This is a genomic window from Selenomonadales bacterium, assembly GCA_017442105.1.
Classification (GTDB): Bacteria; Bacillota; Negativicutes; order RGIG982; family RGIG982; genus RGIG982.
Window position 1 is genome coordinate 1 of record JAFSAX010000114.1, and the last position, 12,187, is coordinate 12,187.

Consider the following 12,187-nt stretch of genomic DNA (forward strand, 5'->3'; position numbering starts at 1 on the left):
ACCTTGCTCTGCGAAGTCAAGTCGCATATTGCGGTCGATGGAAGGAATATAGAAAACACCTTCTGATTGCAGGTCTTTTATCGTGTGAAAGGATTGTGATGTCTGATTGTCGATCGTCAACAGAAGTTCGGAGGGACCGTTTTTTTCCTTCGGAGGAATGACGGCGATATCGAAAGATATGGGACAAGTGCTTTTTTTCAAGAGGTCATCACTCGTTTTGACGGGAATCTCGGGTGTGACTGTGTATGTATCATATGCGAGAGAGGATTTGTCCGAAAAGTAAAAATACGCATAACGGAATGAATATTGTTCATGTGTGTATTCCTTGGGGAAGGAAAGAAGCATTGTCGTTTCGCTGTGGGGCGCGATGCTCAGATGTTGATTCGGCGAGTTGTCTACTTTTACAATTTTGGAACACGTGTCGTTCCAATAGGCAAACAGACCGACAGTCGTGTAGAGAATGTCTTTTTCGATTCTGACATCAGTCGGATTGGTAAACGTATAGCGCGTATAATACATATCGCCGTCAAGCCAGTCTTCTGCCTTAATGGTGACCTTAGACAGTGCATCTTCCATCGTCATCTGCTCGGTCATGGTAGTAGTCGGCGGTACATCTTTCTCACTTGCCCAAGCAGGCATCACGGATATCATCAATAAAAGCAGTATCATCATACAGCGCAATAGCATAAACATTTCCTCCCGAATGTTGGTACTTCTATTTTACCACAAGGGCATGTATTTTCACTAACCTCATGCTTCGCTTTTTAGCTCGCATTCGCTAAGTGTTCATACGATACCACAAGCAGAAATATTTGCCTGCAAGGAAAGTTTTATTTAGGTCGCCTTTTGCGATATATTTCTTTTTCGCTTTGCACATACTGTATGTAGCACTTTTTCACGAATGGGGGCGAAGCGATGCTCTGGTTTATCGTATCGGGGGTGCTCGCAGGATATCTGTCGGCGCGTATGGCATACTGCTGGGAGAGCGGTACGCTGGCGCATATCGCGGTGGGCATCGTAGGTGCGTATATGGGAACGGCGGTCTTTCGGCTCGTGGGCATCACGTCGGACAGCGCGCTCGGCATGATCGTGATCGGCGTGCTTGGTGCTTCTTGTGCGCTGTGGCTCCTGAGAGTTATCTATGAGCACTCCGATTTTTGACCGAATAGGGGCAGGAGGAGCGAAAATCTCGCGTTTTCCTGCCTTTCTCTCTTGCGCGTATATTAGGAAAAATGATATGATAATATGTAACGTTTATACGAGATGGCAAGACTGCCTCTCGCAGGTGCTCTGCCTTGGGCATCATCTATGATTATGGGGAAAAAGGAGACATCGCAATGTCAGAAGAACGCATCAGCTCGAACTTTATACAAGCTATCATTGACGAAGATTTAAAAAACGATTCGGTCTACCAGGAGATCCATACGCGTTTTCCGCCCGAACCGAATGGTTACTTACATATCGGCCATGCCAAATCCATCTGCCTGAACTTCGGCTTGGCACTCAAATACGGCGGTAAATGCAACCTCCGTTTCGACGACACGAATCCGACGAAAGAAGACGTCGAATACGTAGAATCCATCAAAGAGGACGTTAAGTGGCTCGGCTTCACGTGGGACGACCGTATGTTCTACGCATCGAACTACTTCGGAAAGATCTATGAACTTACGCTCGACCTTATCCGCGAAGGCAAAGCATTCGTCTGCGACCTTACGGCAGAAGAAATGCGCGAGTACCGCGGTACGCTTACCGAACCGGGGAAAGAAAGCCCGTACCGTAACCGCTCCGTTGAAGAAAACCTCGACCTTTTCCAGCGTATGAAAAACGGCGAGTTCCCGAACGGCAGCCGCGTGCTTCGTGCGAAGATCGACATGGCATCGCCGAACATGAATATGCGCGACCCTGTCATCTACCGCATCTCGCATGCGCATCATCACCGCACGGGCGACGAATGGTGCATCTATCCGATGTATGATTATGCACATCCGCTCTCCGATGCGCTTGAAGGCATCACGCATTCCATCTGCACGCTCGAATTCGAAGACCATCGTGCGCTCTACGACTGGACGCTCGAAGCCTGCCACATGCCGAAACCGCAGCCGAAACAGATCGAGTTCGCTCGTTTGAATATGACCAACCTCATTATGTCGAAACGCAAACTGCGCCGTCTTGTCGAAGAAGGCTACGTCAGCGGTTGGGACGATCCGCGTATGCCGACCATCTCGGGCATCCGTCGTCGCGGCTACACGCCTGAAGCCGTACGCGATTTCTGCGAACGCATCGGCGTTGCCAAAGCCAACAGCCTCGTTGACAGCGCGCTCCTCGACCACTGCATCCGCGAAGACCTCAACAGCAAGGCCGCTCGCGTTATGACGGTTCTCCGTCCGTTAAAACTCGTCATCGACAACTATCCCGAAGGTGAGGTCGAATACCTCACCGCAGAGAACAATCCCGAGTCGCCCGAAATGGGTGAACGCCAAGTAGCGTTCTCGCGTGAGCTTTATATCGAACAGGACGACTTCATGGAAGAACCGGTGAAAAAATTCTTCCGTCTTGCACCTGACAAAGAAGTACGTCTTAAACACGCCTACATCATCAAATGCGAATCGATCGTCAAAGATGACGAAGGCAACATCGTCGAAGTACACTGCACGTACGACCCCGAAAGCAAAACGGGCGGTGCAAATGCAGCACGCAAAGTCAAAGGCACGCTCCACTGGGTATCGGCACAGCACGCCGTACCTGTCGAAGTACGCCTCTACGACTACCTCATGCTCGGCGAACAGGAAAACGAAGCAGACGACTTCATCGCCAAACTCAACCCGAACTCGCTCGAAGTCCTCACCTCCATGGCAGAAGCAAGCATCAAGGACGCGAAGATCGGTGACAAATTCCAGTTCCTCCGTCAAGGCTATTTCTGCATCGATACGGACACGACCGATGACAAGATCGTCATCAACCGCATCGTAGGCCTCCGCGACTCGTGGGCGAAACAGCAGAAGAAAGGCTGAGGTGACTGACTGTGGCGAAGATTCCGAGAGGATTATCCGACGAACAGATGACGGCAGGCATGAACGAAGACCTCACGTTTGAAAACGGCGGATACCAAGACGAAAAAACGAAAAAGAAAAAAGTGCAGCCGAAGAAAAAAGACGACAGCAATATGCTCCTTGACTTCATCACACCTGCACTCGCCGAAAAACTCGGCAGACAGCTCCTCGAGCTCAAGCTCGCACTCTATCAGGAAGGCATCGTAGATTACCGCTTCCGCGTAGAGCGTCAAGGCCATACCATCACCATGACGGCTGTCGAAACGAAACCGAAAACGAAATAATAAAGAAGGTACAGAGAGCATGATCCTCTGTACCTTTTCTTTTGCAGCCAAGATGCTTGATAAAGCGATATCCTGCACCGAAACCGAGCGCAAGACGAAGGCGCAGAGATAAGTATACATAATACGCTGTGATTTTTTATGAAAAAGGTATTGCGCAAAGATAACCTCTATGGTATACTAATAATCGAGGAAAAGGAAAATATGAAAGAGGGGATCACCAATGGATAAAAAAGTTGCAGACCTTATCAACCAGCAAGTAAACAAAGAATTCTATTCTGCGTACCTGTATCTCGATTTTGCGAACTACTTCGCATCGAAAGGCCTTGACGGATTCGCTAACTGGTACCGTATCCAGGCACAGGAAGAACGCGACCATGCGATGCTCTTCTTTGATTATCTGCATCACAACAGCGTAGACGTTACGCTTGATACGATCGACAAGCCCGAATGGAATCGCGGTGAGATCATGGACGTGCTGAAGGCAGGCCTTGCGCACGAACAGTACGTGACGAGCCTCATCAACGACATCTATGATGCCGCACAGCAGGTCAAAGACTTCCGTACCGTGCAGTTCCTTGACTGGTTCGTCAAAGAACAGGGCGAAGAAGAAGCCAACGCAAACGACCTTATCACCAAAATGGAAATGTTCGGCACGGACGCAAGAGGACTTTATCTCCTCAACAGCGAGCTGAAAGCGCGCGTATACGTTGCTCCGTCGCTGACGATCTGATGAAACCGAAAATAGAGAGAAATAAGAGGGGGAAATGAAAATGAAATTTTATGTATGTACTCACTGTGGAAATATTGTAGCGTTCGCAAACGATGCAGGCGTGCCGATCGTGTGCTGCGGTCAGAAAATGGCTGAACTCGTTCCGAACACGGTAGAAGCTTCGGTAGAAAAACACCTTCCCGTTATCAGCCAAGAAGGCAACATCGTTACGGTAACGGTAGGTTCCGTAGACCATCCGATGGGCGAAGAACACCTTATCGAATGGGTAGCACTCGAAACACAGCAGGGCAACCAGCGCAAACAGCTCATCGTTGACGGCGAACCGAAAGTACAGTTCGCACTCGTAGAAGGCGATGCAGTTGTAGCGGCTTACGCATACTGCAACCTCCACGGCCTCTGGAAAGCAGAAGCATAATCAAGGGAATAAAAAAGCTCTCGCAAACGCGGGAGCTTTTTTGCTGTTCAGAGTATATTGGTGCATAAAAAAATCCCTCTTTGGCAGGTGCCGAAGAGGGATTCACTTTCATATGTTTTACGCGTTTTTGAACTTGTCGAAATCATCGAGAACAGCCTGCGAAGGTTTGCCGCTGAGTTTGCTGACGATGATGATAGCGAGAAGACCGAAGAAGAAGCCCGGTACGATCTCATAGAGGCCGAACCATGCAAATTTCTGCCAGATAAGAACGGTCGTACCGCCGACGATGATACCTGCGATCGCGCCTGCTTTCGTCATATTGCGCCAGAAGAGCGACATGAGGATGAGCGGACCGAACGATGCGCCGAAGCCTGCCCAAGCATATGCTACCATGCTGAGGACGAAGCTGTTCGGATCCATCGCGATCATGACTGCGAGAGCCGCCATCGTCACGACTGTGATACGGCTGACGAGAACGAGATGCGACTGCGATGCGTTCTTGTTGAATACCGTTTTGTAGATATCCTGCGAGAATGCCGAAGCACTAACGAGGAGCTGTGCCGAAGCCGTACTCATGATAGCCGCGAGAACTGCCGACATGACGATACCTGCCGGGAACGACGAGAACAGATCGTTCGCCATGACCATGAATACCTTTTCAATATCTGCGCCCGTAAGCTCAGGCGTAACATAGATACGGCCGATCATACCGACGAGAACTGCTGCCGCGAGCGAGATGATGACCCACGTCATAGCAATGTTCGTTGCACGTTTGATCTCGCTTGCCGAATTGATCGCCATGAAGCGAACGAGGATATGCGGCTGACCGAGATAACCAAGACCCCATGCCAAGGACGAGATGATAGCGATCGCGCCTGTCGGTGCGCCGTCCATCACGAACGGATCGAAGAACTCGGGGAACGAAGTCGAAAGCGTCGTCATCGTCGGGTCGATACCGCCGAGCGCCCATACAGCCGCCGTCGGAACAGCGATGATCGCGCAGAACATCATGATGCCCTGAATGAAGTCCGTCCAGCATACTGCCATAAAACCGCCGATGAACGTATACGATACGACGAGCACTGCGCCCAAGATAAGAGCCATCGAGTAATCCATGCCCCAGATCGTCGTGAACAGCTTGCCGCTTGCGACGAAACCGCTCGACGAATAGAGAAGGAAGAAGATCAAGATGAAGATCGCCGCGACCACACGAAGCGCGATGCCGTTATCGTGGAAACGATTCTGCATATAGTCGGGAAGCGTGAGTGAATCGTTCGCGATCTCCGTATACTTACGAAGACGAGCCGCGATGAAATGCCAGTTCGCCCACGTACCGAGGATCAGACCGAGCGCGATCCAGCCTGCGTTAAGACCTGCGATATACGCAAACCCCGGCAGACCCATGAGCATCCAACCGCTCATGTCCGATGCCTCAGCACTCATCGAAGTGACCCAGGCACCGAGTTTACGTCCGCCCAAGATATAGTCGGACATATTTTTGGTACGGTGATAGAAATAGATCCCGATACCGATCATGACGCATATGTATAACGCAAATGCGATCAAGAACCCAAAACTGAATGAAGCCATAAAAACCAAACCCTTTCTACTATCTTACTACTTTGAATAATAGTATTATTATACCGAATCTGTGCATGAGATTGCAATATATTTTTTTGTGTATACATGTGAACCTCTGTATTGGAAAACATACTGAATTAGGGTATAATTAAAACGGATAAAATCGTTCAGGAAAGGAGCATAGCCCTATGAACAAACAGTACGATATCATCATCATCGGCGGCGGCCCCGCAGGGATCTTCGCCGCATATGAACTCAGTCATAAAGCACCGTCCCTCAAGGTCGCCCTCTTAGAAGAAGGCCATGCCATTCGTGATAGACGATGCCCCATCTCCGAAGGAAAAGTCCCCCATTGCATCAACTGCAAGCCGTGCAGCATCATGCGCGGATTCGGCGGTGCGGGAGCCTTCTCCGACGGCAAATACAACTTCACCACCCAATTCGGCGGTTGGCTCACCGACTATCTTCCCGAGAAGAAGATCGAAGAACTTATCGACTATGTTGATGCCATCAATTTAAAATACGGCGCACCACGTGAATTTTTTTCCACGAAAAACAGCACCATCGGCAAAAAAGCACTCCAGCACGGACTGCATCTCCTCGAGGCCAAAGTCCGTCACCTCGGTACCGAGAACAACTACCATATCTTAGAGCAAATATCAGACGTCCTCGACGAGCGCATCGATATGATGTTCCATACGAAAGTCGAAACAGTCGAGCGAAAAGCTGACGGCACATTCTGCGTTCATACCGACAAGGGCGACTATGAAGCCACCTACGTCATCGCCGCACCCGGCAGAAGCGGTGCCGAATGGTTCGCAGGCGAATGTCGCCGCCTCGGCCTTGACCTCGTCAACAACCAAGTCGATGTCGGTGTCCGTGTCGAGATCCCTGCGGCCGTATTCGAGCATATCACCGACGAAGTCTACGAAGCCAAGCTCGTCTATCGGACAAAAGCGTACGGCGACCTCGTCCGTACCTTCTGCATGAATCCGAAAGGCTACGTCGTCGCCGAAAACACCGACGGCATCGTCACCGTCAACGGCCACAGCTACCGCGAAGAAAGCCGTCACAGCAAGAACACCAACTTCGCGCTGCTTGTCAGCAACCGCTTCACCGAACCGTTCTGCGAACCGATCCAGTACGGCAAGAAGATCGCATCGTTCTCCAATATGCTCGGCGGCGGTGTCCTCGTACAACGATTCGGCGACCTCATCAAAGGCAGACGTACGAACGAGCATCGACTGGAACAGAGCTTCACCAAGCCGACACTTGCGGCAACGGCAGGCGACCTCAGCCTCGTCCTTCCCAAACGTCACCTTGACAATATTATTGAAATGATATACGCACTCGACCGCATCGCACCCGGTATGGCAAACGACGACACGCTCCTCTACGGCGTCGAAGTCAAATTCTACTCCTCGCGCCTCAAGCTCTCGAGTGAGCTCGAAACGCAGATACCGAACTTCTTCGCCATCGGCGACGGCGCAGGCGTCACACGCGGCCTGTCGCAGGCAGGTGCCAGCGGCGTGCATACAGCAAGATCGATACTTACTCGCATAGGAGGAAATCACGCATGAGAACCATTTTATTCGGCGGAAAGATCATCACAGGCAGAGGCTCGCTCGCTGAATGCGGCAAGCTCGCAGGCAAGCGCGTCATGATCGTCACAGGCAGTAAGTCTGTCATTGCCAGCGGTGCACTCGACCGCTTAAAACGCGCCCTTGGCACAGACCGCGCCGTAGAAGTCTACATGGGCGTTACCAAAAACCCGACCACCAAAGAGATCGAAAAAGGAACGCTCGCCATGCGCGCCTTTGCACCCGACACCGTCATCGCCATCGGCGGCGGCTCTCCGATGGACGCGGCCAAAGTCATGGTCATGATGTACGAATACCCCGACCTCACCTTTGAAGAAGCGGCAAAAGGAAATATCCCCGCCAAACGCAATACGATGCTTATCGCCATCCCGACCACCTCGGGCACCGCAAGCGAAGTCACGCGCGCCGCTGTCGTTACATACGAAGACAAAAACATCAAGATAGGCCTCAAATCCGAAGCCTTCATTCCCGATGTCGCCATCCTCGACGTAGAAACGACCGTCACCATGCCGAAAAACGTCGTTGCGGAAACAGGCATGGACGCGCTTACCCACGCCGTCGAAGCATATTGCAACCACAACCTCGACCGATTCACCGCACCGCTCGCCGAAGGTGCCATCTGCGGTATCCTCGGCAACATCGTCATCTCGTACGAAACAGGCTCTCTCGATGCACGCGAGATCATGCACGAATGTCAAGCCATGGCAGGTCTTGCCTTCACCAACGTCGGACTCGGTATGTCGCACGGCATCGCACACGCCGTCGGCGGCAAATTCGACCTCGGACACGGTCTCATCAACGCCATCGTCCTCCCGTACGCGCTCCGCTACAATGCCAAAGACCCCGACGTAGCCGAAAAACTCGCCCGTTTCGAAGACGAGCTCGGTATGCCGCTCTCCGACGTCGTAGACGAACTCAACGCAGTATTCGGTATCCCCAAAGGCCTCGGCGCCGCAGGCATCGACCCCGACGAATATATCGCAGGCTGGGACGACTTCATCCATGCGTGCCTCGCAGGCTCGACCAAGTCCAATCCGCGCCCCATCGACTTTGACACTATGAGCCGTATGATGGAAGCCATCTACGACGGCGAACCGTTCGAAGAAGAAGCGTAACGCGATTGACAAACGGACTTTTGTTTCCTATAATGAATAAGCATAAAATGCTATTTCTGGGAAACAAAGGAGAATCACAATGGACAACAACGTAGTAGACTTCGACATGAAGGACGAACAGATCAAAACGAAAGAAAACTGGGAAGGCTTCATCAAAGGCGACGTCTTGAACTTCCTGATCAATAACAACCTGCAGTCCATCACCGTAGACGACGGCGCAGGCAAAAAAGGCGTCATCAAACGCACCGCTAATGGCGACTACAAAGTACAGATCACATCGAACGAAATGATGTAACAAGCACCGATGATTTGTTTGGCACAATGAAAATATGCAAAACGAAACAGAAAGAAAACCGATGCTGATATGTATCGGTTTTCTTTCTGTCGATAAAAAGTACTTAAAGCAGATATAAGTTGACAATATACTGAATATTTTATATTATATAAATAATAAGATATTCATATAATAAGATAGGAGTTTTCATATGAAATATTGCAGTAATTGTGGAAAAGAAATTGATGATAAAGCCGTAGTCTGCATCCATTGCGGCGTCGCTGTCGAAACAAAAACGGAACCTGCAACATCGGATTCGGGTGGTGCGGGATGGACATTGCTTGGTTGTTGTCTTCCGTTGGTCGGATTGATATTGTTCCTTGTTTGGAATGACAAAAAACCGAAAAATGCAAAAGCTGCCGGTATGGGGGCATTGATCGGTGTGATCCTTACGGTTCTGTACTATTTCTTCGTGGGATTAGCCGGTGTTGGTATGGGTCTGTAAGGTAGAGATCGTTGGGAAATTGGCTGTATAAATGGCTGCCGATCATATTTGGCTGCCATTGCAAAAAAGAGCGGTCTTTTCATTATAACGGAAAGCAATTTCCGATATGTGCCAGATGTACAGGTGAGCTTGCAGGTATCATCATTGGTATCGTGACATGGTATGCCTATCAAGTATCACTTACGATATCGCTCCTGTTGATGGTACCGATGGTCGCAGACGGCTTTGTGCAACTGCTGACTTCATACGAAAGCAACAATCGACGCAGATTCATGACAGGGTTGTTGTTTGGATACGGTCTGCTGGCGTTTTTTGTCATTACGACAGTCATGACATTTCAATTTGGCGTGGATATCGGAAGAAACTGGCACAGATAAGAATGAGAAACTGTTTATTGCACAGATGCAAGCGTTGATTGGCATATCGCAAACGATGGTCGCAACATAACGAAATGATGTAACAAAGAGAGGGAGCAAGCCTATAGTTTGCTCCCTTTTGTATATGGCAGAAAGTTTTCAGAATTGACAAAATGCTCCAAACATGATAGTCTAAAATCAGAGAAAAATTCCTAAGAGAATGTAAGGACAAGAGAGGATTCCTTTACGACCGTAAGGGATTTTCGGATATGTCCGTTTTTATTTTACATAGAGGAGGAAGATGACAGATGATGTATTCAAAAGAAGTAGAACATATGTGTCCTGTTGCCAAAGGCGCATATCACGGCCCTGCTCCGATCCCGGCAGAGGGCAAATGGGTACAAGTAAAAGAGATCGGTGACATCAGCGGTCTTACGCACGGTATCGGTCACTGTGCACCGCAGCAGGGCGGCTGCAAACTCACGCTCAACGTGAAAAACGGTATTATCGAAGAGGCGCTCGTAGAAACGATCGGCTGCTCCGGCATGACGCACTCCGCGGCAATGGCTTCGGAAATTCTCCCGGGCAAAACGCTTCTCGAAGCACTCAACACAGACCTCGTTTGCGACGCTATCAACGTAGCGATGCGCGAGCTCTTCCTGCAGATCGTATACGGTCGTACGCAGACAGCGTTCTCCGAAGGCGGTCTTCCGATCGGTGCAGGTCTTGAAGACCTCGGCAAAGGCCTTCGCAGTCAGGTCGGCACGATGTACGGCACGAAAGCCAAAGGCTCCCGTTACCTCGAAATGGCAGAAGGATACGTTACGCGTATCGGTCTGAATGCCGACAACGAGATCATCGGTTACGAGTTCGTACAGCTCGGCCGCATGATGGAATTCGTGAAAAAAGGCATCGATGCCAACGAAGCGATCGAAAAAGCAAAAGGCGTATACGGCCAGTTCGCGGAAGCGGTGAAATACATCGATCCGCGTCAGGAATAAGGAGGACTGCGGCATGTTGTTTGAAAGCTATGACAGAAGAATAGACAAGATCAATGCTGTACTCAATGAATACGGTATTAAAGACTTAGATGAAGCAAAACAAATTTGCTTGGATAAAGGCGTAGACGCTCAGCAGATCGTCAAAGAAGTACAGCCGATCGCATTTGAAAATGCAGGCTGGGCTTACACGGTAGGCTCGGCGATCGCTATCAAAAAAGGTGTCAAAACGGCATCCGAAGCGGCTGAAGCAGTCGGTATCGGCCTTCAGGCGTTCTGTATCCCGGGCTCCGTTGCCGACGACCGCAAAGTAGGTCTTGGTCACGGTAATCTCGCAGGTATGCTCCTTCGCGACGAAACGAAATGCTTCGCGTTCCTCGCAGGCCACGAATCGTTCGCCGCAGCAGAAGGTGCTATCGGTATCGCGAAAAACGCGAACAAAGCGCGCAAAACACCGCTTCGCGTAATCCTCAACGGTCTTGGTAAAGACGCTGCTCAGATCATCAGCCGTATCAACGGCTTCACCTATGTGCAGACGCAGTTCGACTACGCTACGGGCGAAGTCGCTGTCGTTCGCGAAGTACCGTATTCCAGCGGTCCGCGTGCAGAAGTTCGCTGCTTCGGCGCAGACGATGTTCGTGAAGGCGTTGCTATCATGCACATGGAAGGCGTAGACGTATCCATCACAGGCAACTCCACCAACCCGACGCGCTTCCAGCACCCGGTTGCAGGCACGTACAAAAAAGAATGTATCCAGATGGGCAAACGCTACTTCTCCGTTGCATCGGGCGGCGGTACAGGCAGAACACTCCACCCGGATAACATGGCGGCAGGCCCTGCTTCCTACGGTATGACCGACACCATGGGTCGTATGCACTCCGACGCACAGTTCGCAGGTTCTTCTTCTGTACCAGCTCACGTTGAAATGATGGGGCTTATTGGTATGGGTAACAACCCAATGGTTGGTGCAACTGTTGCAGTAGCAGTAGCACTCGAACAGGCTTTGAAATAAGAAAAGCTAAAAAGGAAGGTCTAAGACCTTCCTTTTTTATTTGTGCAGAAGCGAATCCCCCACAAATCATTGTGGGGAATTTCATGTTTTTTTACTCAAAGCTCGCTGTGATAGGGGAACGAGCAAATATATTGGCGGCTCCCTCTGATGAGGGAGCTGTCTGCGTAGCAGACTGAGGGAGAGACGGTAATGGGTCGCCTATGATATTCTCTCCCTCCGTCATGGCAAGCCATGCCACCTCCCTCATCAGAGGGAGGCTCTCGGTA

Annotated in this window: 14 protein-coding genes; 12 read left to right on the forward strand and 2 right to left on the reverse strand. The window is 50.5% G+C overall.

Annotation, left to right across the window (positions count from 1 at the left end; all coding sequences use genetic code 11):
• Positions 1–687, reverse strand: a 687-nt coding sequence (locus IJN28_04405) for a hypothetical protein (protein MBQ6713013.1), incomplete at its 3' end; no start/stop codon positions are given.
• Positions 688–915: 228 nt separating this feature from the next.
• On the opposite strand from IJN28_04405, the gene IJN28_04410 reads away from it, so the two are divergent.
• The 5 genes from IJN28_04410 (at position 916) to IJN28_04430 (ending at position 4,479) form a co-directional block, all read left to right on the forward strand.
• Positions 916–1,161: a GlsB/YeaQ/YmgE family stress response membrane protein gene (locus tag IJN28_04410; protein MBQ6713014.1), complete on the forward strand. Its 246-nt coding sequence runs from the start codon at positions 916–918 to the stop codon at positions 1,159–1,161.
• A gap of 176 nt (positions 1,162–1,337) precedes the next feature.
• Positions 1,338–3,011, forward strand: coding sequence for a glutamine--tRNA ligase/YqeY domain fusion protein (locus tag IJN28_04415; protein MBQ6713015.1), 1,674 nt, complete (start codon positions 1,338–1,340; stop codon positions 3,009–3,011).
• 11 nt (positions 3,012–3,022) lie between these two features.
• A complete protein-coding gene (locus IJN28_04420; protein ID MBQ6713016.1) occupies positions 3,023–3,334 on the forward strand; it encodes a hypothetical protein in 312 nt (103 codons plus the stop codon).
• 220 nt (positions 3,335–3,554) lie between these two features.
• The gene (locus tag IJN28_04425; protein MBQ6713017.1) at positions 3,555–4,064 is read left to right on the forward strand and encodes a ferritin; all 510 of its coding nucleotides are present in this window, start codon (positions 3,555–3,557) and stop codon (positions 4,062–4,064) included.
• A 34-nt stretch (positions 4,065–4,098) separates the two neighbouring features.
• Complete coding sequence (locus IJN28_04430) at positions 4,099–4,479, forward strand: desulfoferrodoxin (protein ID MBQ6713018.1); 381 nt, start codon at positions 4,099–4,101, stop codon at positions 4,477–4,479.
• A gap of 117 nt (positions 4,480–4,596) precedes the next feature.
• On the opposite strand, the gene putP is transcribed toward IJN28_04430, so the two are convergent.
• The gene (gene putP, locus IJN28_04435) at positions 4,597–6,069 is read right to left on the reverse strand and encodes a sodium/proline symporter PutP (GenBank protein ID MBQ6713019.1); all 1,473 of its coding nucleotides are present in this window, start codon (positions 6,067–6,069) and stop codon (positions 4,597–4,599) included.
• 179 nt (positions 6,070–6,248) lie between these two features.
• Between putP and IJN28_04440 the strand changes: the two genes are divergently transcribed.
• The 7 genes from IJN28_04440 (at position 6,249) to IJN28_04470 (ending at position 11,921) form a co-directional block, all read left to right on the forward strand.
• A complete protein-coding gene (locus tag IJN28_04440; protein ID MBQ6713020.1) occupies positions 6,249–7,640 on the forward strand; it encodes an NAD(P)/FAD-dependent oxidoreductase in 1,392 nt (463 codons plus the stop codon).
• Positions 7,637–8,776 carry an iron-containing alcohol dehydrogenase gene (locus IJN28_04445; GenBank protein MBQ6713021.1) on the forward strand — a complete coding sequence of 380 codons (1,140 nt, stop codon included), beginning with the start codon at positions 7,637–7,639 and terminating at the stop codon, positions 8,774–8,776. The genes IJN28_04440 and IJN28_04445 overlap by 4 nt, the downstream gene beginning before the upstream one ends.
• 79 nt (positions 8,777–8,855) lie before the next feature.
• Positions 8,856–9,071: a hypothetical protein gene (locus IJN28_04450; protein ID MBQ6713022.1), complete on the forward strand. Its 216-nt coding sequence runs from the start codon at positions 8,856–8,858 to the stop codon at positions 9,069–9,071.
• 190 nt (positions 9,072–9,261) lie between these two features.
• Positions 9,262–9,555, forward strand: coding sequence for a zinc ribbon domain-containing protein (locus IJN28_04455; protein ID MBQ6713023.1), 294 nt, complete (start codon positions 9,262–9,264; stop codon positions 9,553–9,555).
• An 11-nt stretch (positions 9,556–9,566) separates the two neighbouring features.
• Positions 9,567–9,932, forward strand: coding sequence for a DUF2085 domain-containing protein (locus IJN28_04460; GenBank protein MBQ6713024.1), 366 nt, complete (start codon positions 9,567–9,569; stop codon positions 9,930–9,932).
• A gap of 287 nt (positions 9,933–10,219) precedes the next feature.
• Positions 10,220–10,912, forward strand: a complete 693-nt coding sequence (locus tag IJN28_04465) for a hypothetical protein (GenBank protein MBQ6713025.1) — start codon at positions 10,220–10,222, stop codon at positions 10,910–10,912.
• 13 nt (positions 10,913–10,925) lie between these two features.
• A complete protein-coding gene (locus IJN28_04470) occupies positions 10,926–11,921 on the forward strand; it encodes a GGGtGRT protein (GenBank protein MBQ6713026.1) in 996 nt (331 codons plus the stop codon).
• Positions 11,922–12,187 lie beyond the last annotated feature (266 nt).